The 21,453-nt window shown below is 31.9% G+C and carries 20 protein-coding genes and 2 pseudogenes; all 22 read right to left on the reverse strand.

Annotated elements, in window-relative coordinates; translation table 11 throughout:
* Positions 1-11: 11 nt before the first annotated feature.
* Positions 12-368: a 6-carboxytetrahydropterin synthase gene (locus CA_RS12940; RefSeq protein ID WP_010965820.1), complete on the reverse strand. Its 357-nt coding sequence runs from the start codon at positions 366-368 to the stop codon at positions 12-14.
* Between the two features lie 10 nt (positions 369-378).
* The gene (locus tag CA_RS12945; RefSeq protein WP_341271490.1) at positions 379-810 is read right to left on the reverse strand and encodes a GtrA family protein; all 432 of its coding nucleotides are present in this window, start codon (positions 808-810) and stop codon (positions 379-381) included.
* A gap of 424 nt (positions 811-1,234) precedes the next feature.
* A complete protein-coding gene (locus tag CA_RS12950) occupies positions 1,235-2,188 on the reverse strand; it encodes a flavodoxin family protein (RefSeq protein WP_010965821.1) in 954 nt (317 codons plus the stop codon).
* A 119-nt stretch (positions 2,189-2,307) separates the two neighbouring features.
* Positions 2,308-2,784, reverse strand: coding sequence for a GNAT family N-acetyltransferase (locus CA_RS12955; protein ID WP_010965822.1), 477 nt, complete (start codon positions 2,782-2,784; stop codon positions 2,308-2,310).
* An 85-nt stretch (positions 2,785-2,869) separates the two neighbouring features.
* Positions 2,870-3,367, reverse strand: a complete 498-nt coding sequence (locus CA_RS12960) for a GNAT family N-acetyltransferase (protein ID WP_010965823.1) — start codon at positions 3,365-3,367, stop codon at positions 2,870-2,872.
* 44 nt (positions 3,368-3,411) lie between these two features.
* The gene (locus CA_RS12965; protein WP_010965824.1) at positions 3,412-4,038 is read right to left on the reverse strand and encodes a class I SAM-dependent methyltransferase; all 627 of its coding nucleotides are present in this window, start codon (positions 4,036-4,038) and stop codon (positions 3,412-3,414) included.
* Positions 4,039-4,176: 138 nt separating this feature from the next.
* Positions 4,177-5,655, reverse strand: a complete 1,479-nt coding sequence (locus tag CA_RS12970) for a chromophore lyase (protein ID WP_341271491.1) — start codon at positions 5,653-5,655, stop codon at positions 4,177-4,179.
* 519 nt (positions 5,656-6,174) lie between these two features.
* Positions 6,175-7,101, reverse strand: a pseudogene (locus CA_RS12975) (chromophore lyase); the annotation flags it as partial.
* A gap of 342 nt (positions 7,102-7,443) precedes the next feature.
* A complete protein-coding gene (locus CA_RS12980) occupies positions 7,444-8,667 on the reverse strand; it encodes an HD-GYP domain-containing protein (RefSeq protein WP_010965827.1) in 1,224 nt (407 codons plus the stop codon).
* A 391-nt stretch (positions 8,668-9,058) separates the two neighbouring features.
* Positions 9,059-10,117 (reverse strand): beta-propeller fold lactonase family protein, encoded by a 1,059-nt coding sequence (locus CA_RS12985; RefSeq protein WP_010965828.1) that lies wholly within the window; start codon positions 10,115-10,117, stop codon positions 9,059-9,061.
* Positions 10,118-10,230: 113 nt separating this feature from the next.
* Positions 10,231-11,412 (reverse strand): glycosyltransferase family 4 protein, encoded by a 1,182-nt coding sequence (locus CA_RS12990; protein ID WP_010965829.1) that lies wholly within the window; start codon positions 11,410-11,412, stop codon positions 10,231-10,233.
* A 69-nt stretch (positions 11,413-11,481) separates the two neighbouring features.
* Positions 11,482-12,063 carry an undecaprenyl-diphosphatase gene (locus CA_RS12995; protein ID WP_010965830.1) on the reverse strand — a complete coding sequence of 194 codons (582 nt, stop codon included), beginning with the start codon at positions 12,061-12,063 and terminating at the stop codon, positions 11,482-11,484.
* 135 nt (positions 12,064-12,198) lie between these two features.
* Positions 12,199-12,477 carry a sensor histidine kinase gene (locus tag CA_RS13000; protein ID WP_013913590.1) on the reverse strand — a complete coding sequence of 93 codons (279 nt, stop codon included), beginning with the start codon at positions 12,475-12,477 and terminating at the stop codon, positions 12,199-12,201.
* A gap of 142 nt (positions 12,478-12,619) precedes the next feature.
* Positions 12,620-13,069, reverse strand: a complete 450-nt coding sequence (locus tag CA_RS13005; RefSeq protein WP_010965831.1) for a GNAT family N-acetyltransferase — start codon at positions 13,067-13,069, stop codon at positions 12,620-12,622.
* Between the two features lie 115 nt (positions 13,070-13,184).
* A pseudogene (locus CA_RS13010) lies at positions 13,185-13,310 on the reverse strand (IS1595 family transposase); the annotation flags it as partial.
* A 24-nt stretch (positions 13,311-13,334) separates the two neighbouring features.
* Positions 13,335-14,246, reverse strand: a complete 912-nt coding sequence (locus CA_RS13015) for a cation diffusion facilitator family transporter (protein ID WP_010965832.1) — start codon at positions 14,244-14,246, stop codon at positions 13,335-13,337.
* A 90-nt stretch (positions 14,247-14,336) separates the two neighbouring features.
* Complete coding sequence (locus CA_RS13020; RefSeq protein WP_010965833.1) at positions 14,337-14,675, reverse strand: EF-Tu/IF-2/RF-3 family GTPase; 339 nt, start codon at positions 14,673-14,675, stop codon at positions 14,337-14,339.
* A 200-nt stretch (positions 14,676-14,875) separates the two neighbouring features.
* A complete protein-coding gene (locus CA_RS13025) occupies positions 14,876-16,279 on the reverse strand; it encodes an FAD-binding oxidoreductase (protein ID WP_010965834.1) in 1,404 nt (467 codons plus the stop codon).
* Positions 16,280-16,295: 16 nt separating this feature from the next.
* The gene (locus tag CA_RS13030) at positions 16,296-17,477 is read right to left on the reverse strand and encodes an FAD-binding protein (RefSeq protein ID WP_010965835.1); all 1,182 of its coding nucleotides are present in this window, start codon (positions 17,475-17,477) and stop codon (positions 16,296-16,298) included.
* Positions 17,478-17,492: 15 nt separating this feature from the next.
* Positions 17,493-18,281: an electron transfer flavoprotein subunit beta/FixA family protein gene (locus CA_RS13035; protein ID WP_010965836.1), complete on the reverse strand. Its 789-nt coding sequence runs from the start codon at positions 18,279-18,281 to the stop codon at positions 17,493-17,495.
* Between the two features lie 198 nt (positions 18,282-18,479).
* On the reverse strand, positions 18,480-19,175 hold the full coding sequence (locus CA_RS13040; protein WP_010965838.1) for a FadR/GntR family transcriptional regulator: 696 nt from the start codon (positions 19,173-19,175) through the stop codon (positions 18,480-18,482).
* Between the two features lie 160 nt (positions 19,176-19,335).
* Complete coding sequence (locus tag CA_RS13045; protein WP_010965839.1) at positions 19,336-21,333, reverse strand: methyl-accepting chemotaxis protein; 1,998 nt, start codon at positions 21,331-21,333, stop codon at positions 19,336-19,338.
* Between the last annotated feature and the right edge of the window lie 120 nt (positions 21,334-21,453).

Below are 21,453 nucleotides of genomic sequence, written 5' to 3' on the forward strand. Positions count from 1 at the left end.
TTTCACCTCTATTATTCTTCGATTACATATGTTCTTGTAGGATTCTCACTAATCTCCATAGAAATAAATTTCATTTCCTTTTTACTAATAATATCTTTGATATATGGTATAAGTACTTTTCCTATACTTTCCATAGTGGGATTTATGTCTTTAAACTCCTCTTTTTCATTTAAAAAACTCCCCTCATAATTAGCCAAATATGCTTGAACTTCTTTTTCAACCTCTCCAAAACTTATGGTATAATCCTCTTTTGCTCCAACATTTATTAACAATTCCCAAGTATGCGGATGTATATTAGAAGCTCTTCCATCAATAATTGCTACATGCCTTGCATTAAGATAAAACTTAAACTTATAACCTGTTCTCATTTTTTTCCCCCTAACCTCTTCTACCAAAAACCCCTTGTCTAATAAAATAAGTAATAAAAAAAGGTGTTGCCATAGATAAGCATTTTGAAATTGTAAAATATATACCGAGCCGGTCATATGAAATCCAAAGCGTTAAATCTGATAAAAATATTCCGCTAATAAAAGTCATAACGTAAACAAAAAATGAACCCAGATTTCTGTCATTTTTAAATATATATTTAGAGCACAGAAAGTATTGCACTAAGAATCCAATGATTATGCCTGTATTGGAAGCTACCATATATGTCATTCCAGATAATCTATAAAGTAAATACGATATTATAAAATCTATAATGCTTACAAAACACGATACGAAAAAATACTTATAGATGTTTAAATTGAAAATTTTTGATACCAGTGTAACACCTCCTACACTAAAGGAATATGTTTCATATAATTGTATATAAACTCAATGTTGTATTATTCATGTCAAAAAAAGAATATTTTTGTCAAAGTAGTTATCGCCTCATATTCCATTTTCTTTATATTTATTTTCAATAAAAGGTGGTAATTTGTATAAACATAACTTATTTTGGTATTATATGTAGACAGCGTAAATATCAATTTAATAAATTTATAATTATATTTACTTTTTACTCATCATATTATTTCAACTATCTTAAAGAGCTACATTTAATTATTTAAATTCTACAAGCTATTAAGTTTTCTAAAAAACAAAACTGATAATATAGAAAATATTCTAAAGGTATCCTTAAAATAATCTTTTCACAAATACATTTTAGATAAAATAAAAGGTACTGCAAACTAATTTTATTAATCTACAGCACCTTTATAAATAATATACCTGTATAGAATTTTAGAAATATTTACTTTTCTATTTTAATCGACGGAAATTCCAAATCCTTATACTTGGCAAATTTCTCCTTGACAATTGATAAATTCTCCTCAGTATAGAACCCTCCTTGCGTATGTGCAATCTCTTTTCCATGGCAAGCTCTCCCATTAATATCTGTTCTATCACGACACAAACCGTTCTCAGCAATAACAAACTTCCACTTTCCATCCTCTGTTTTTTGCAAATCTCCACCTGCTCCACACACTTGACACTCTATAGGAAAATAAAGTCCGTCCCATTGAGGCTCTCCCAAAATAAGTGCATTGGAATGACAATTAGGACACCATCCCATTTTCTCATCACCTAACCATTTTCTGTCTTCAACCTTTGTATTTAAGGATTTCATTATATTTTCTCCGACTTGGTGAGCACGTTTAATTAAATTATTATTAAGTAAACATTGTTTTGGCGCAGGCACACGGGTTGCCAAGAGCATATCTACAATTTTAAAATCATTTGTAAAGCAAGTTGCCTGCATAGCCTCAAGCGCCATCGACTGCCAGGAACGTGTTGAACCTCCAACTGCAATTAATGCTCCAATTCTATCTCTATGCTCTACTTCACCTATTTCCTCTAGAAATGAAGATTCATAACTTAAATTTCTATGCATGAACTTTAAAAATGTAGCTGTTGGCATTAAATCATATGTAGGTGCTGAAAATATAACTGCATCTTGATTTAACATAATATCCATTATAGTCTTCTTATCGTCTCTTCCATCCAAGCTGCATCCTACATATTTTCCTTTAGTCATAGCGTGTGTACAGGCTGTACACCCTGTACACTCTAATATATTGTAATCTCTCAAGTTGATCATCATTGCTTCTGCACCTTGATTTTTACATGCTAAAAGAGCTTCTTTCAATAAAATTTCGGAATTTGAATCCTTTCTTCCAGCTGTAACACCCATTACTTTAAAACTCATAGTTAAAACTCCCTCTTTAAATAATTCGCTCATAATTTACCATAAAAAACATAATATTTATTAAAAATAACTCAATATTTTTCCAAGCTCTTCTTGTTTAAAATTTCCTCACTAAAACACTACTTTAAAATCTTTTCAAACTCAATTTCATGTTTTATAGGTATATCAAAGTTGCCTTTTATTGGAATCGAAGGCTTTAATTTTCTTGCACTATCAACGGAATTCAAGTAAAGTTTTGCCATATCAAAGCCTCTTTTTTGGTAAAATCTAAGTGCATTTATATTGTCATTTGTTGTAATTAACTTTATTTTATTTAATTCCAAACATGAGGCTATTTTCACCGCTCTATTCACAAGTGCAGTTCCAATACCCTCCTTTTCTCTTAAACTATCTAAGGACACTATCTCCATTTCATTTTTACAAAGCTTATAAGTAAGCAATCCCAATATATTTTTACCTTCATACATCACTAGTCCTGATAATTCAGACATATTCACCATTTTTCCTCTAACAACCATGTTTAAAGAAAACCAATGACACATTATAAACTTATTTATACTTTCTCTATTTTCATATGATATCTCTCTTATTTCCATGTACTATTCTCCTATAAAATAAATTCATTCGTATTCCATTATACAAATAAATATTTATCCACTTTTACCTTTAATGATAAAATTCTCATAACAAACTCTTTTTCATAATCACCGCAGGTAAAATCTTTTTTCCCCATTTTAACTTAGCATTTTTAAATTCCATAAATCCGTTTCTTCTCCAAAATGAATACACCTTATCGTTATATCCTGCAACCACATCTATTCTTATACACAAACTTCCTCTTTCTTTAGCGTATTTTTCAAAAGCCTTGTATACCTCTATACCGCAGCCCTTACTTTTATACTCACTATTAAGCATTAAAAGCGATAGATATGTTTCTTTTTCTATTTTAAATTCAATTATTCCAGCTAGTTTTCCAGTAGAGCTCTCTACTATTTTACAATAAGAAAAATGTAGTTTTCTCATACAGTCCACTTCACTCTTTACCCAATCTTCTGTAACTATGCACTTTCCTATATGTCTTGCAAGAAAGCCCTTATTAGAATTATAAACTGAAGTTATCTCACCAAAATCATCATCTCCTATTAAATCTACATAAAAACCGTCGCCTTCAAAAATCATGTTACTCCCCCTCACTTGTATAATTAATGAAACAACTACTATAATCATAATATGCTTTTACTGAATTTCTCTGCTATATAATCTACATATCCTTGTTTTATTTTTAATCCATCATTTATTCTTTCAACTACTCTATCCTCTTTAAACAGTACCTTCATGTCTTTAAAATACTTATCAGCCTCCTCTAAGCTAACATAACTGTGAATAACTTTCTCTCCTCTCTCCAGCTGTAAAAACTCTCCCTCTCCTATCTTTTCTCCCTTATTGTACCTCTCATCTTTTGTTGTAAGAAAGTTTATACATGCAAGACCACCAGGCTTTAAAACCCTCTTTATCTCATCTATAGCTTCTTTAACGTCATTCTTTCTCATATGAAAAATAGTACCATAAGAATAAACAAAGCTCATGGATTCATCTTTAAAAGGAAGTTTCCTTATGTCTCCTTTAGAAATATTAAGCTTAAAATTATTCTCTCTTGAGAAGTTCTCAGCTTTCTTAAGCTGTAGATCGCTTATTTCTATGCCGTAAGTTTTATAGCCATCCTCTACAAAAATGGAAAGTGGTGGCAAATCTCCTCCAGCCCCACAATCAAGTACTGTTTTATCTAAATTGCTTTCATTACAATATTTTAGAAATCTGTACAACTGTGGCTGTCTAATTATAGTTTTCATAGTAACCTCCAAATATTTTTAGAATCCTTTTAAGTAAAATTATACCACTTAACCTAAAACCAATGTAATAAAAACCATAATTTATAAAACGTTTGACATAAAAAATTCACACCTCAAATAAGATGTGAATTTGGTATTTTAATATTTACTAAGTTCCGGTATATATTGTTTAAGTTCATTATTGCTTACTCCAGCTCGATCTGCCCCAGTAAGACTTCTTACAGTTTGCCAAATATCCGTATCATCATTATCTGCTGAAATAAATACACTAATGAACGAACCATATTGAGTGGCAAATACTCTTCTTTCACCTATAAATGTTACTTTAGGTAAATATATAGTAGAACCATTTTTAGTTAGTGGTCTTACAGGCACGTCATTTATTATGTTTGCAATTTCAGTCCCTTGACCTCCGAAAATTGCTTTTGAAAGAACTGAATATGCATGGTTTATTCCATTTATGACATTAGAATCTGTACTGTCACTTCCGATCGTTGTCAATTCAATATCCATGCTCGGATAATCGGAATGACTTACATCACTTATATAAAATACATCATTATCTGTCCCTACACCATTGTTACTGTTATAAGTTATTCCAATATCAGGTGTTCCATTAGGACTAAATGTCTCTGTTAACAAGCTACTTTTAAAATCAGCATTAAGCACAGCATCTCGCACTTTAGCCCAAGTAAACTTAAGTGATGTTACTGGTGAAAATTCCTCTGAAATAGGTGTACTCCCATCTGCCGTTTTAACTATTCTCACCTCTAAGGCCTCAATTTTCAAACCTTTTCCATCTGTTCCTGCCTCTAATCCATCATGTACCCAGTCCTGCCAACCTATGCTCTGTACATGTACTCTATACTGAACACTATAGCCAGGCATGTTTTCCAACCTAATGTTAAGAGCTTCAACTCTTAAGCCTCTTCCATCTGTTCCCGCCTCTAATCCATTACTTGTTGGTGTCTGCCAACCTATATTCTGTACATGTGTTTGATAATCAATTTTTGCACCAGCTGGAGCATTTACAAGATTTAATTTTATAGCTTCCACTCTAAGAGATTTACCTTCTGTTCCTGATATCTGTCCATTTTCAACTGTATCCTGCCATCCTACATTTTGTACATGTCCAGAATAGCTTATACCTATAGTCGAATTGTTCGATATCTTAGAAATTTTCACTTCCAAAGCCTCAATTCTTAGTCCTTTACCATCTGTTCCTATTTCCTGTCCGTCAGCTACCCACTCTTGCCAACCTATATTTTGAACATGTGCTCTATACTGCACACTATAACCAGGCATATTTTTAAGTTTTATTTTAAGCGCTTCAACCCTTAATCCCTTACCATCTGTCCCTGCTTCTTGTCCATCAGCCACCCATGCTTGCCATCCTATGTTTTGAACATGCGTTTCATACTGAATGCTTGCTCCCACCGGTACATTGGTTAAACTTAATTTTAAAGCCTCAACTCTTAAGCCTTTCCCATCTGTTCCTATCTCTTCTCCATCACCTACAGGATTTTGCCAACCTATATTTTCCACATGTCCTGTGTAAGAAACCCCTACATCTGCCACAGCTCCTGCATATGCAACTGATGGTTTAAAACAAAGCATACTAATACCAATAATCACAGCTATAAATGTTATAGTGACTATATTGTTACTTCTCACTTAACTTCCTCCTCTTATAATTAAATTAAAACTTATTCATATATTAAATCCAATGGCCGCTTTACTTGTAGCTCCCTATACTCAAAATATTTAAATTATAAAAAACAAAGAGGCTTCAACTGCTAAAGACATTTATAGCTCTAGTTTGTTGAATCCTCCTTTTTGTGTTTATACTAAATACAAGTTAACTATGTAGCAAAGCAAACCCGTTTTACGATACTGAATTCATTAATCATCTACATATATTGCTCCTATATCTGTTGGTGTTGTTCCTGTTGTTGTTGTTCCTGATGGTGTTATTACTGTTGTTGTTCCTGTTGGTGTTATTACTGTCGTTGTTGTTCCTGCTGTCGTTGTTCCTGCTGGTTCTGTTTCCGTTGTTGGCGCTGTTGGTATTGTTGGTTCTGTTTCCGTTGTTGGTGCTGTTGGCGCTGGTGCTGGAGTAACACCTCCTGCAGCATTAACTATTCTTATTTCTACAGCTTCTACTTGTAGCCCTTTACCATCTGTTCCTGCTTCTTGTCCATCAGCTACCCAATCCTGCCAACCTATATTTTGCACGTATGCCCTATATTGAACACTTAATCCAGGTAAGTTTTCAAGTTTTACTTTAAATGCCTCAACTCTAAGTCCTTTTCCGTCTGTTCCTGCTTCAGCTCCATCACTAACAGGTGCCTGCCAACCTATATTTTGTACGTGTGCCTGATAATCTATCTTTGCTCCTACAGGTGCATTTACAAGATTCATCTTTAAGCCTTCAAGTCTAAGTGCTCTTGACTCTGTTCCTGATATTTGACCATTTTGAACTTCATTTTGCCACCCTACATTTTGTACATGCCCAGCATACGTTACACCTACAGTTGAGTTGTCTGAAATCTTAACAATTTTTATTTCTAAAGCTTCAACTCTCAATCCTTTTCCAACTGTTCCTGCTTCCTCTCCATCGGATACCCAGTTCTGCCAGCCTACATTTTGTACATGTGTTCTATACTGAATACTGTATCCAGGCATATTGTTTAGTTTTATTTTTAATCCCTCAACTCTTAAGCCTTTTCCAACTGTTCCTGCTTCCTGTCCATCGGAAAACCAAGGCTGCCAGCCTACATTTTGTACATGTGTTTGATAGAGAATACTAGCTCCCACAGGTGCATTTGTCAAACTTAATTTTAATCCCTCGACTCTTAAACCTTTTCCATCTGTTCCTGCTTCAGCTCCATCTGTAACTGCAGTTTGCCAACCTACATTTTGTACATGTGCTTGGTAAGAAACTCCCACATTATTAATTATTTGTAAAGATTCCGCCTTTACACCTCTTGAACAAATATTAATTACACTAGCTCCAGTAAGAGCTGCCGCCATAGCTAAAGCCATGATTTTCTTCTTTTTCATTGTAGTTCCCCCTAATTTTCAAATATTAATCTTATGTATTACAACACCTTAGTAATTGTAGAATAACCTAATTTAATTTCTAGTACATGCATTAGTTTGATAAATATGCATTATCATTAAATTAGTTCACATATTTACATGTATCGTCAAAATATCTAAAATACTTTATATGTTTTTATTTTTTATATGGTTATTGCAGTTTTTTTCAACGAAATATTTAGCGTAATTTAATTTTTTATTCATTTAAGGTAAAAAAGTTCTGCACACCAACTGTATGCAGAACTTTTTGTTTTAAAGTTTATCTAATTTCCGTTATCGTTATCGAATATAAAATATATTTTCCTACGCTAATCTACTAAAAACATAATTTATATCATTAGTTATCCTAGCATCAATAAAGCCTTTATCCTTCATATTGTTTAAAATATTCATGGCAACCACATGACTAAGTGCCTTTCTGTACGGTCTGTTTTCCGTAAGTGCCTCATATATATCCAAACAAGCTATAAGCCTAGCATTGAAATCTAAATCTTTAGCAACCTTACCAAAAGGATACCCTTTTCCGTTCAACCTTTCATGATGATTTGAGGCCCATTTTGTTATTTCCTCAAAACCTGTTATATCATGCAGTGCCAACTTGGTAAAATAAGGATGCTTTTTTATTTCTTTAAACTCCTCTTTGGTTAACTTCTTAGGACTGTCTAAAATACTATTGGGAACGGCCAATTTTCCTATATCATGCAAATCTGCAGCAATTATAAGCTTCAGCTTCTCCTCATGACTCATTTTATAGTAATCAGCCATAATTTCTACTTTTTCCGACAAATCACTGGAATGTCTTTGAGTATATTCTGATTTACAATCTATTATCTTAGATAAAACACCAGTTATTTTTCTTATCTCATCTACTGGAAGCTCCATTCTATACTGAGGAGGCTCATGCCTTAAAGCTTCCTCTAACCGATCGTTTTTTAAGTTTCTCCATAAACTTTGATCTTGAGCAGCTTCTATAAATGCATCTACCATTCTTGAGGAAAAAAGCTTATCACGACTTTCCTCTGTAAATTTAACTATCCTTTTTTGCATTTCCTCATCATTTTTATCCAAACGAAATCTTCTATCTATAATATCCGATATGGCAATTATTTGCGATAAAAGAGGTATATGTTCTCCCTTTAGATGAAAGAAACCGGTGCCATTATAATTTTCGTGGTGATATTTAAGAACATTCTTTACATCTGTTAAAAATGGATACTCACTTATATTATTCTCCCCTATAATACAGTGTTCTTTTATCCTTTCAAAGCTCTTAAAGTTTATCGACTTGTTTTTGCTTGACAATATTCTATCCTGTAAGCCTTTCTCGCTTGCTCCATTATCATGTAAAATTCCAAGTGCAACTATATCGTGTAATTGTTCTATTCCTAAACCAAGTTCTTTTGCAATTCTTAATGAAATATATGCTGTTCTCTTGCTGTGATTAGATGTAACACCTATTATATCTATCTCAACAAAATCTAATGCACGCGAAACAGCCATTAGAAACTCGTTTAAATTAAATAACATTCAACCACCCTTACGTCTGTATAATAATTATGTCTTTTTTAAAAAGTTAATACGAATTTGAATTAAATTAAATTTTTTTCAATATTAATAACCATTATCATTTTAAATTAAATTCCATCAGCTGTCAATTTTTTATTATGAATTATCGTTATTATAAAAAACAATTTAGTATCTAAGACAACGTTTTCTTGTTGATAATCTCGCATTTTTTATGTCATATAATGCTCTATTCTATACGATAATCATAAACAATAGTTATAATTTACAAAATCATAGTTATTATGTAGGTTTTCCTTTATACTATTGTAAAGGCTACTAAAAAATAGTACTATACCTATTGTCCTGCAAAATAAAAGGGAATGCGTATACTATTTTACACATTCCCTTTTACCTATTTTTTAAACGTAATACCATTTGGTACTCCTCCAACAGTTATGGTGCTTACAATCTTATCATTAGCATTGTTAATAACGCTAACTGTGTTATCATACATATTTGTAACATAAGTAAACTTATTGTCATCACTTACCACAACTCCATGGGCACCTTTTCCAACTGTAATTGTAGCCGCTACTGTCTTATTTTGTATATCTATTTTAGTAACCGTATTTGAAGGTTTAGTTTCAGTCCCTTGATTTGCCACAAAAGCATACTTATCATCTGGAGATAAATAAACCTGAGCTGGTCCTGCACCAACGAACACTTTCACTACACTATCAGTTGAAAGATTAACTATGGCTAAGGCATTTTCTGAGTTCACTGTCGCCAAAAGAGTATTTCCATCGCTTGTAACAGCTGTTGTAATCGGAGTGTTTCCTACCTTTACTTTCCTTAATTCCTTTCCAGCTGCAATATCTACAACACTTACCGTATCTTCACCCATATTAGCAACATAGGCAAATTTATTATCCTTTGAAATACGAAATCCGTGGGGACCGTTTCCAACTCCTATAGTTTTTTTAACTTTATAATCTGATGTGCTTATTACAGAAATATTATTACTCATATTATTTGTAACTAAGACATTCTTTCCATCACCAGTAAAATCTATATGTGCAGGATGTGCTCCAACTTGAACCTTTTTTACAAGAGCATCCGTATCCGCATTGTAAAATACAGCATATCCGTTACTAACCATATTCTTCATAGTTTTATCATTAGAATTTGATTCTGGTAATATATTCGTAACACCTAATATTTTTTTGTCAGGTGATATTTGAACATTATGAGCCTTTCCTCTTATTCTTATTGTATCAACTACTTTATTTGTTAAAGTACTTACTTTAGATATACTTCCTTTTTCATTAGCCGTAAATACGCACGGAATTATCTTATTTGCACTTCTTGAACTCTTTGGCGTAGTCTGTGGTGCCTGATTTTGACTGCATCCAACTGTAACTAAAGCTATTACCAAAGATAAACTTATAAATTTAAGATATTTCTTAAGCATTAATATCATCCTTTCTTAAGTATTATCCTAAATTATTTTATCCAGCCTAGTTTAAAAAATACTGTGAAATAACTCTCTAAATAGGTTAATATTCTATAATAATTTTTTAATTATCAAGCTTGCTTTGATACTAAATAACAGTCATCACTTTCCATAAGCGCCTCATTATATGTTAAAAGAACTCTACTTGCAAAACGCTCAGTTGAATACTCCTTAATCTTTTCTTGAAGCATTTCCATCATATGAATTTTGAATTTTTTATTGTAAATCACATAATTAAGCGCCCTCAAAAATTCTTCATCCTTCCTATAAGCAAAACCATTTTGTCCATTTACAATTAATCCTTTTACACACATATCCCATTTACATATGATAGGCAAACCACTAGAAAGTGCTTCTACATACGTTATTCCCTGAGTTTCGCTAGTTGACGCTGTCACAAAAACATCCCCAAGCTTATAGTACTTACAAATTTTATCTGGAGAAATCATGCCTGTAAATTTTACATATTCTGAAAGTCTATTTTTTATAATTATGCCTTTTAGCTTAGACAAATACGGCCCCCCTCCAACTATAAGAAGTTTTATATTTTTAAAAAGCTTCAAAGCCATTCTATAAAGTCTTATAACCTCTTCAATATTTTTTTCTTCGGCGATTCTACCAACATAAACGAGAACAGTATCTTCCTCTGTCAATTCATACTTTGATAAAAGCTCGAGTTTTTCCTCTTTGTTCAGTTCTTTTTGAAATTTTTTTATGTCAATTCCTGTAGGAACTACATCTATATTAGTCGAAACATCATAACTTTGTAATTTCAACCTTACCTTTTCTGTTGGCGCTATAACTGCTTCACAGCTGTTTAATAGCTTCTGTGTTACTTTTGAAATCCCAGCCTTACCTAGTATTCTTCCACACAAAAGATAATGAAGATAATCTTCATACATAGTGTGGTAGGTGTGCACCTCCGGTATATTTAGCTTTCTTTTTATATACTTAGCTACCAACATTGTAGAAAATTCAGTTTGTGAGTGTATAATGTCCGGCCTCCATTTTATTATTTCACCCACTATTTTATTTTTAATAGGTTTCATTATTCTAGCATCAGGGTAAATACCTATGGCAAAAGAGCTGAGATAAAAGACATCTCCCACTACCTTCTCTCCTCCATCCGGAGACAAAGCTAGTATTCTAACATCATGCCCTAAGGTTTTAAGCTGTCTATATAAGTTATTAATAGAAACCACTACTCCATTGGTCATAGGATAGTAGGTATCTGTTGTTATAAGTATCTTCATCTTCCCCTCCCAATTACACTTTAAAATAACATGAGCCTATGCCCACGTTATTTTAGCGAATTTTAAATCTTATTGTATAAGAAATTTAATACCTAATACTCTAAAAATCTTCTTTTCAACTGCTTCGTATAGATTTTCAACCTTATTTCTTAATTTTAAGTTATAAATATAGTTTGTTACAAAAACCATTATATATGCACCTAAAACATCCATAGGATAGTGATTTCCCACATAAACTCTTGAAAAACCTACAATCAGTGATATTAATATTAAAATTCTACTTATTAATTTATTATAATTTCTAAGTCCCAAGGCTATACTCATTGTCCCTGTAGCATGATCACTTGGAAAAGAAGCATCCTTAGAATGCTGTACTAATAAGTTCACCTTATTATGGACAAAAGGTCTATCCTCATAATATAATTTTCCAATTGCAAAACTAAAAATCAAATTAATTACAGTTATAACAAAGCTGCTGAAAACAGACTTTCTGTAATTTCCTTTGTTTTTTACAATTCCTAAAACAAACACTACTGCTAAAATTGCGGTATATAAATAAGGTACATCTTTTGAAAAGAAAATCATCACTTTATCAAATACTTCATTTTTACTCGCTAAATTGTTTATTATTCTAAAAAGCTCCATATTCATTTGTTTTTATCCCTTTCATATTGGCTCTATCGTGTTTTCAGTACCTTATACATTATCTACTTAAAACATTAAAATTTGATTAAAAAGTTCTTATGTTTTCCTTAAAAAACTTATATATTTTTATGCCTCAAACTTTTAAGTTACCGTAAAAGTTACTATTATTTTTGTCCATGAACCTTCTTCGCTTTCCACTTTTATTCTTCCATTATGCATTTCTACAATCCACTTAGCTATTGAAAGTCCAAGTCCGCTGCCTCCTTTTTCCTTAGATCTAGATTTATCTACAATGTAAAACCTATCAAATATATTATTAATTTCTTCTTTAGGTATTCCTATACCTGTATCCTTAACAATTATTCTAACCTTATCTTTATCTATACAAGATTTTATATCTATTGATGAATTAAAAATCACTGAGGATATGATTAAATTTAGATTAAAATAAAGTATAGAGCTTTAAATTTTCGCTATGTTTGAATACAGTGTTGAAATATCGCAAAAAAAATTATAGGCCGGATTGTCCACCTATAATTCTCAATATAAGAATTTTGCGAATTTAGATTATCTTTTTTTCAAAACAAACTGCTTCAGGTTTATTTACATACTTGCCATAATTAGAAATGCGATGATAGCCTTTTTTTTCATAGAATGATACTGCTCTTTTATTAATCAATCTGGTTTCAAGCCAAAGATAAGAGTACCCTAATTTTTGTGCTTGCTTCTCTAAGTGTTGCAAAACTTCACTTCCCACTCCAATCGCCTTAGTCTTAGCAAACATTCTTTTAACCTCAGCAACATCTTCATTAATAGGTCGTATTGCTCCACAACCTATAGCCTCATCATCTTTATTATATGCTACTACAAATAACGAACGTGGAACACAAACATCATTTGAATTAAAAGAGTTTTTCCCACTGTCACCCGTTATAAATTCTAAATTTTTAGATAGTTCCTCCATTAAATTAATAGCATCTTGTGTACTTGGTTGTGTCTCTATAATTCTCATAATTGTATCCTCCTTTTACGTGAATTAATAGTGTACTTATTGTAACATAACTTATAAAATTTCACACACCTTGATTTTCTATTTTTTAAGTCTTATATTTAATATATTTTGTTGCAACACCATCAACGTATCCCTTGCCTAAAAATGTGCTTATACAGCCAAGATTTTTATGTCTCCAAAATAAACTTGTTGCTATGTTAATTTATACAATTTTAACACTCTTCCTAATAGAATATCCATTTTCAATACTTATTTAGAACACAACCTAAATTTTACAAATATTATCTTCACAGCTTGTGCTTTCAAACTGTATCACAACATGTGTTATATGAAAATCTTCATTCAATATATGTTCAATTTTATCACTAATGGCTCTAGTTTCGCTGACCAATATATCATCAATTTCAATATGCCCCTCTAAAACAATATTGTTTTCATCTAAAGTCCATATATGAAAATGATGCACTCCCTTTATTTCTTTTATTTTTAACAATTGCTCCTTAACATCATCCATATCAAGGTTCACGGGAGTTGTCTGCATTAAAATATTGATGCTTTCCTTTAAAATATTATAACTTGATTTAAGAATTAGCATATTTATAAAAATAGTTAAAACCGAATCTATCCAATAAATAGCAAAGTACTTTATAAAAACTCCAGAAATTATTACAGCTAAAGATGCCATAGCATCACTTAGCATATGTAAATAAGAGGATCTTACATTTAAGCTTTTCTCCGCACCTTTTTTCAAAATAATCACACTAAGAAAATTTCCTAAAAGACCAATCAAAGCAACTACAATTACTATATTTGCATTGATTTTTTTAAGACTTGTAAGCTTTTCTAGTGCCTGAACTCCTAAAAATATTGAAATTCCTATTAACGCAGCTGAATTTATAAAAGCAGCCAAAATATTTGCTCTTTTATATCCATAGGTTTTAGCTTTATTTTTTGGTTTCTCTGATATTTTAATAGATACATAACTTAATATTAGTGAGGCAGTATCACTTAAATTGTGCAGCGCATCAGAAATAAGAGAAAGACTTCCAGAAATTGAGCCTCCTATAACCTCTGCTAACGCAATAATAAAATTAAATATAATAACAAAGAATAGTTTATTTTTACTTATGGATGAAATATCATGATGATGGTGGTGCTCATGGCTGTGCTTCTCCATAAAAATCCCTCCTTAGCTTTCTATTTTAGTATGTATCAAACGTAACTTATATATAAAAAAAATACACGCTTATTAGCATGTATTTTTTAACTATTTCTTTATTAAGATATCATTGATTGATATATCGTCTTCTCCAATATCACCAAGTCCTACGTATGCATTATCACCTTTAGTAATTGATTTTGCATCTTTATCTTTATCCTTATTAACCATTCCTTGAACCTTAACAGACTTAATTGTTTTACCATCTCTTTTAATTGTAACTACATCTCCATCACTTAAAGTTCCCTTTTCCACTTTACCTACTGCAAATGTTCCTTCGCTATTAGTTTTCTGTACATCTGTTACCTTAAATTCAAAAGAATTTCCACAGGCTGTAAAACTAATACTCATAATTACTAATAATGCTGCTAAAATAATTTTCTTCATTTGTTGTCCCCCATCTTGCTTTGTTTTAATATATGATAGATTTTCCTATCATGTATTTTATCGTATCTTCTTTTCACATATTTACAATCCAATTTATGGATACAATTATCAACCTCATATTGAATGCTACTTCTTATATGTTCCATAATTAAAAGGTAGGCTAAGTCTTAAACTTAATCTACCTTTTAATTACTATCTTTTTAGTAACATACTTTACCAGGATTTAATATATTCTTTGAATCAAAAGCAAGTTTTATATTTCTCATTAGTGTTAAATTAGCTTCTCCTATTTGTTCATTCAAGTACTTCTTCTTTGCATATCCTATTCCGTGTTCACCTGAAACTTGTCCTTTTAGTTCTCTAGCTTTCTTATACATGCATTTAAATACTTCTGGAAGTTTCTTATTCCAACTATCTTCTGTCATTTCATCTTTTAGTATATATACATGAAGATTACCGTCTCCTGCATGACCAAAATTCTTTATCCTTATATCAAATTTATCTTGAAGCTTGTAGGTATAGTTTATAAATTCAGCTATCTTATTTCTTGGCACACAAACATCACATTCATCCATTTCTGTAGTAGATGCTTTTATAGCCTCAAGAAACGCTCCTCTGGCTGACCATATAGCTTCTTTTCTTTCATCTGTATCAGCTATAAATATATCCAATGCACCTTCATTTAAAACTATATTTGCTGCACTTTCATAATCCTTCTCTATTTCTTCCGTACTATTACCGTCAAAAGTCAATAACAAATATGCATCAGCTGCGCTATCTGGGAACTTCTTTCCTAAGAACTCTTCTGCTGCTAGTATTACATCTCTCTCCATAAATTCTATAGATGTTGGTATAGTTTTTGATTTTACTATCTTTGGAACAGTCTCTATAGCTTTTGTAAGATTAGGAAATGGAACAAGAAGACTTATAGCTTTTTTAGGTAGTGGCATTAACTTTAATATAGCTTTAGTTACTATTCCAAGTGTTCCTTCTGAACCACAAATTAAATCTTTTATACTATAACCCGAACTGTTTTTAACTACCTTTCCTCCAAGTTCTATAATTTCTCCGTTTGGAAGAACCACTTCAAGTCCTCTAACATAATCTCTTGTAACTCCATATTTAACAGCTCTCATACCACCAGCGTTAGTGTTTATATTTCCACCTATGGTTGCAGATTTTTCACCTGGGTCTGGTGGATAAAACAAATCGTGCTCTTCCACAAATTCTGCTATCTCCATTAAAAGTACTCCTGGCTCAACCGTTAGAGTTAAATTTTCCTCATCAATTTCTAGTATTTTATTCATTCTGCACAAATTTATCATTATCCCACCATGTACAGGAACAGAAGCTCCTACAAGACCTGTACCAGATCCTCTTGGAATAACTGGAATATTGTTATCATAAGCGTACTTAACTATTTTTGAAACCTCATCAGCATTTATAACCTCTACTAATACTTCAGGCATTTTTTTTACTGACCCAAGCTCATCATGGCTAAAATCCTCACTGATATCTTTTCCTACAAAAACTCTATCCTCTTCTAAAACCGATTTTAAATACTCAATATCCTTCTCATCTATTTTTTTATATTCGTTTAACATTATACCCCTCCTAAACTTAGCTTACTTTTATTTTTTTAATCAATTCAGGAACTATTTCATATAAATCTCCAACTATTCCATAGTGTGCAACATTAAATATTGGTGCATTAGCATCGCTATTTATAGCTATTATACAATCTGAATTGTTCATGCCGGCCGTATACTGAACTGCACCTGAAATTCCTATTGCAAATATAAGTTTAGGCTTAACTGTTCTACCACTTAATCCAATTTGTTTTTTAGCATCTATTAAACCTGCTTCCACAAGAGGTCTTGTACCTGCTACCTGCGCATTAAGTAAGCCAGCTAGCTTTTTTATAGGTTCCATATCCTTCTCAGATTTTACTGCTCTTCCAACAGATACTATAACTTCTGCATCTGCTATATTTTCTTCTACCTGTTTTTTTACAACCTTCAAAACTTCAATGTTAGAAGTTATATCTTTTAATGAGCATAAAGTTATCTTTCCTTTTTTTTCTTCACTTCTAACTGGAGCATTCATAACCTTATATCTTACCGTAGCCAATTGTGGTCTATTATTAGGATTTATTATTTGAGCCATTATATTACCACCAAAGGCTGGTCTTATTTGAACTAAATCTGTATTTTCCTTCATATCAAGTATAGTACAATCTGCTGTTAATCCCGTTCTGAATCTAGCAGCTATTCTTGGTGCCAAGGATCTTCCAACCGTTGTTGCTCCTACTAATATGGTTGAAGGCTTATTCTTATTTATAAAATCTTCAAAAGCCTTTGTGTAAGGCTCTATTCTAAAATATTTAAGAGCTGCATCATCATAAACAAACACCTCGTCCACACCATAATGAAGCAATTCTTCAGCCTTATCCTTGATATTTTGTCCAATAAATACTGCATATACTGGATGATTTATTTTAGCTGCAAGTTCTCTAGCCTTACCTATAAGTTCATAGGTTACTGGATGTATATCTCCATCTACATGATCAACATATACAGCAACACCTCTCCAAAGGCTTTTATCTATAAGAACCTTCTTCTCCTCTATAAATTCAACAACTCCAGAAGGACCTTTTTTAACACATAGTCTGCACATTTTACAGGCAGCTGAAATCTGAACCTTATCTCCAACTCTTTCCATTGCTCCGAAAGGACAAATTTTAACAAGCTGATCTATAACCTGTTCATTTAATTTATTCTCGTTAATAACTAACTTTCCCATTATATTCCCTTCTCCCTAAACAAATTTCATTTCCTTTAATTTTTTAAACAATTTATCAGAAAGCTCTTTACCTGATCCATCCCACATCTCTTTATGCAAATTTGACTCTGGTGGAAATATTCTCTCTACTTGAGTTGGAGAGCCATTTAATCCATACATATTTTCATTCTTATCTTGAAAGTCATTTAATCCATATACCTTTATTTCTCTATCCTTCGTTTCTATTTTCTTTTTGTAAGAAGGAAGTCTTGGTTGAAAAATATCCTTTTCAACTGTTAGAAGACAAGGGAACTTAATCTCTGCAATCTCAAGTGTATTTGGCATATCCATTTCTATAACTATTGATTTCTCTTTAACCTCTACAATTCTTCTAACATTAGCTGCATGAGGCATTTTTAGATATTCTCCCATTTCAGGTCCAACCTGTGCTGTATCACCATCTGTGGTTTGCTTACCACATAAAATCAAATCAAAATTTCCCGCTTTTTTTATTCCTTGAGATATAGTATAAGAGGTAGCTAAAACATCTGCTCCTGCAAACTTTCTATCTGACAGCAAAGCTCCAGCATCTGCACCCATCATATATGCCTCTTTTATAACAGCCTTTGCCTGAGGTGGTCCCATACTTATAACCGTAACTCTTCCTCCTACCTTTTCCTTTATTCTTAAAGCTGTTTCTAAAGCATATAAATCATACGGATTCATTTTAGAATCTACACCGTCTCTTTTTAAAACTCCTGTCTTTTCATCGACTTCTACTTTGCTTGTTCCAGGCACTTGCTTGATGCAAACCAATATTTCCATAAATTCTACCTCCCCATATTTTATAAATATTTTTGCTGGTCTACTGGTCTGACCAGTATGTATTTAATATACCACACTTTTCTACACATATCCATAGCATTCACATTTATTAACATATTTTTCATATTTTTAGATATACGCTGCCATTTTAAGCTATTCTCAAATTCCACTAATATCGAAAATAGCTTAAACCCAACTTTATTTTTTTATAATATACTCATATATCAAATCCAAATGTTCACTCATTGCATTAGAAGCTGCCTTTGAATCATGATTTTTTAAAGCCTCAAGCATGGACCTATGCTGCTTCATTAAAACATTTTTATTATCCTCTACCATCAAAATTCTTCCTCTAGCCTCACTAATAAAAGAGTCCATAAGAGAAGATACTGCATTTAACATATTAACTATCAGAATATTTTTGGATGCTTTGGCTATATTATAATGAAATTTTTTATCATATTTTCCTTTTAAAGTTTCATTCTCTGCTTCGGTTAAATTCTCTAAACACACTTCAAGCTCTTTTACTTCCTCATCCGTAATCTTTTTAGCTGCAAGAGCTGCTGTTTCCACCTCTATAATTCTTCTAAGCTCTAGTATTTGTTCTTTATTACTGCCGTTTAACATGAATATAAGTAAAAATGGATCTATTAGACTTTCCTCAAAATTCTCTCTTATAAAATTACCTTCTCCATGTCTTGCTTCCACAAAACCTATCATTTGAAGAGCGCTTAACGCCTCCCTTATACTTGCACGACTTACTCCAAGTTGACTTACAAGCTCTCTTTCAGACGGTAATTTATCTCCTTTTTTAAGGGTACCGTTTGCAATCATAATTTTAAATTGTTCTATTATCTGTTCATATACCTTTGTACTTTTAACTGGACTAAACACAACCTCTATCTCCTTAACTAATCTTAAATTTCTTATGTTAATTTTACTCTATAAATTAAATATAAACAACTTTTAGAGTTTCAAACATTCTTATCACTAAATACAATACAAAAAAGACTGAGTGTTTATCTTATAAAACTAAACACTCAGTCTTTTTATACTATACTTTAAATTTATATATTTCTTCTTTTAATTTTTCAGCTAATTCCTGAACCTCCACTGTATGCTGAGTAAATTTGTCCATTGTAGCTGTAACCTCTTCTGTTGATGCTGTAACTTCTTCTATTGAAGACGCTGTTTCCTCAGATATAGCAGAAGTATTTTCTACTTGAGCTACAAACTCTTGTTTTTGAGTCTGCATACTCTCTACTGACATTTTAACATTATCAACCTTCTCTGTTAGATTTGTTATAGACATCAATATATCATTAAATATCTGTTCTGTTTTTTCTACTACCTTATTTTGCTCTAAATTAATATTCTTGTTGCTGTCCATAGCCTTAACTGCTGTATTTGCTTTTTCCTGTATGTTTTCTATTATTAACTTAATTTGTTCTGTAGATGCTTTTGATTGCTCTGCAAGTTTTCTAATTTCATCAGCCACCACAGCAAATCCTTTTCCAGCCTCTCCTGCTCTTGCAGCTTCAATAGATGCATTGAGTGAAAGTAGATTAGTTTGCTCTGTTATTTCATTTATAGCATCTGAAATAGTGCTAATTTCTTTTACACTGTTATCCATGTCAGAAACTATATCAAAAACCTTCATTGACGCTTCCATTGTTTCACTATTTTTTGAAATAAGTACACTTACAGTATTTATTCCCTGCTTACTTAAATTTTTTGTATCGGAAGATACGTTACTCATATCTTCTGTAATTCCTGCTACGTCATCTAACTTTGTTGATAGTTCTCCAATACCATTTGCTGTTTCTCCAGAATTCTCAGCTAAACTTACAGCTGCCGTGGATATTTCAGAAACTGCAAGCGCAACCTGTGACATTGAAGCCAATGTTTCTTCTGCCATACTTGAAAGACTGGACGTAGTATCAAGCACTGTGTTTGACGTCTTTTTTGCATTTGATAATAGCATACCTATATTCTTTATCATGGAATTATAATCTCTAGCAAGTTGCCCAAACTCATCTTTTGTTTTTACCTCTATAAAATTAGACAAATCTCCATTAGAAGCCTTTGCAAATACATCTTTTAGCTTATTTATATTATTAGCTATTCCTTTGCTTAATACTAATGAAAGAACTGCAGCCACTAATGCCATTATAAGAACAATTATGGAAGTAGTTAATAATATGGATTTAGTATCACTAGTTAATTCACTTTGCTCTAATGTAGCTACTACCTTCCAGCCTGTTAGTTTATTTGTTTTATATACTCCAAACTTTTTTATATCTTTATAGGTATATGTTACAAATCCACTATCCTTAGTTTTTGTTTCTCCCCAAAATGGAAGTTTTCCAGCTTCATTTGTATTAATAATGCTTTTATTTGGATGTGCTAAAATTATACCATCGCCATTTGCAATAAACACATATCCTGAATTTCCTATTTTCTTTGTTGCTATTTTGTCTGCAAGTGTAGATAGTGTACAGTCTATACCAATAACTCCTACTACTTTTCCATCCTTTTCAACTGCCTTTGCAATTCCAACCACCATGTTACCAGTTACTACATCCTTAAATGGAGGTGTTATTATAACTTCACCTTTAGATGCCACTGCCCTTTTGTACCAATCTCTTGTAGTTGCATCAAATCCATCTGGCATTTTAGTATCAGGATACATTATAAATTTACCCGAAGCAGTTCCATAGTAGGCGTCTAAAATATCGTTGTCACTATTCTTAACTCCTCCTAGTATTTCTGATATTAATTGTGTGTTATTGTCACTATCTATGTTTATGATAGGTGGATTTTTAGCAGTCATTGAAATTATATCAGAAAGCCCATGAAAATAATTTATTAATCCATCATTTACTTCGTTAAGTGTTTGTGTGCTTGTAACATTTAATTTGCTATTTAGAATTGATTTGGCATAGTTATATGAAAAAGTTCCAATTATAAGTAATGGAATTACACAAATTGATATTAAACTAATAATTAATTTACTACGAATACTATTTAAACTAGCCCTTTTAAATTGCATTTTATCCCTCCATTTATGTATATTTATATTAATACTTTTGTTACATTTTTCTACATATTACGTTCAAAAAATATTATCTTCCCCTCCTGTTTTTATAAACATTTAATCATATTATCGTTT

This window comes from Clostridium acetobutylicum ATCC 824 (assembly GCF_000008765.1).
Classification (GTDB): Bacteria; Bacillota; Clostridia; order Clostridiales; family Clostridiaceae; genus Clostridium_S; species Clostridium_S acetobutylicum.

Excerpts from the sequence above, each read along its gene's own strand:
- CA_RS12940 (WP_010965820.1), bottom strand. The coding sequence starts at position 368 with ATGAGAACAGGTTATAAGTTTAAGTTTTATCTTAATGCAAGGCATGTA.
- CA_RS12950 (WP_010965821.1), bottom strand. The coding sequence starts at position 2,188 with ATGAGTTTTAAAGTAATGGGTGTTACAGCTGGAAGAAAGGATTCAAAT.
- CA_RS12955 (WP_010965822.1), bottom strand. The coding sequence starts at position 2,784 with ATGGAAATAAGAGAGATATCATATGAAAATAGAGAAAGTATAAATAAG.
- CA_RS12960 (WP_010965823.1), bottom strand. The coding sequence starts at position 3,367 with ATGATTTTTGAAGGCGACGGTTTTTATGTAGATTTAATAGGAGATGAT.
- CA_RS12965 (WP_010965824.1), bottom strand. The coding sequence starts at position 4,038 with ATGAAAACTATAATTAGACAGCCACAGTTGTACAGATTTCTAAAATAT.
- CA_RS12970 (WP_341271491.1), bottom strand. The coding sequence starts at position 5,655 with ATGCTTTGTTTTAAACCATCAGTTGCATATGCAGGAGCTGTGGCAGAT.
- CA_RS12980 (WP_010965827.1), bottom strand. The coding sequence starts at position 8,667 with ATGTTATTTAATTTAAACGAGTTTCTAATGGCTGTTTCGCGTGCATTA.
- CA_RS12985 (WP_010965828.1), bottom strand. The coding sequence starts at position 10,117 with ATGCTTAAGAAATATCTTAAATTTATAAGTTTATCTTTGGTAATAGCT.
- CA_RS12990 (WP_010965829.1), bottom strand. The coding sequence starts at position 11,412 with ATGAAGATACTTATAACAACAGATACCTACTATCCTATGACCAATGGA.
- CA_RS12995 (WP_010965830.1), bottom strand. The coding sequence starts at position 12,063 with ATGAATATGGAGCTTTTTAGAATAATAAACAATTTAGCGAGTAAAAAT.
- CA_RS13005 (WP_010965831.1), bottom strand. The coding sequence starts at position 13,069 with ATGAGAATTATAGAGACACAACCAAGTACACAAGATGCTATTAATTTA.
- CA_RS13015 (WP_010965832.1), bottom strand. The coding sequence starts at position 14,246 with ATGGAGAAGCACAGCCATGAGCACCACCATCATCATGATATTTCATCC.
- CA_RS13020 (WP_010965833.1), bottom strand. The coding sequence starts at position 14,675 with ATGAAGAAAATTATTTTAGCAGCATTATTAGTAATTATGAGTATTAGT.
- CA_RS13025 (WP_010965834.1), bottom strand. The coding sequence starts at position 16,279 with ATGTTAAACGAATATAAAAAAATAGATGAGAAGGATATTGAGTATTTA.
- CA_RS13030 (WP_010965835.1), bottom strand. The coding sequence starts at position 17,477 with ATGGGAAAGTTAGTTATTAACGAGAATAAATTAAATGAACAGGTTATA.
- CA_RS13035 (WP_010965836.1), bottom strand. The coding sequence starts at position 18,281 with ATGGAAATATTGGTTTGCATCAAGCAAGTGCCTGGAACAAGCAAAGTA.
- CA_RS13045 (WP_010965839.1), bottom strand. The coding sequence starts at position 21,333 with ATGCAATTTAAAAGGGCTAGTTTAAATAGTATTCGTAGTAAATTAATT.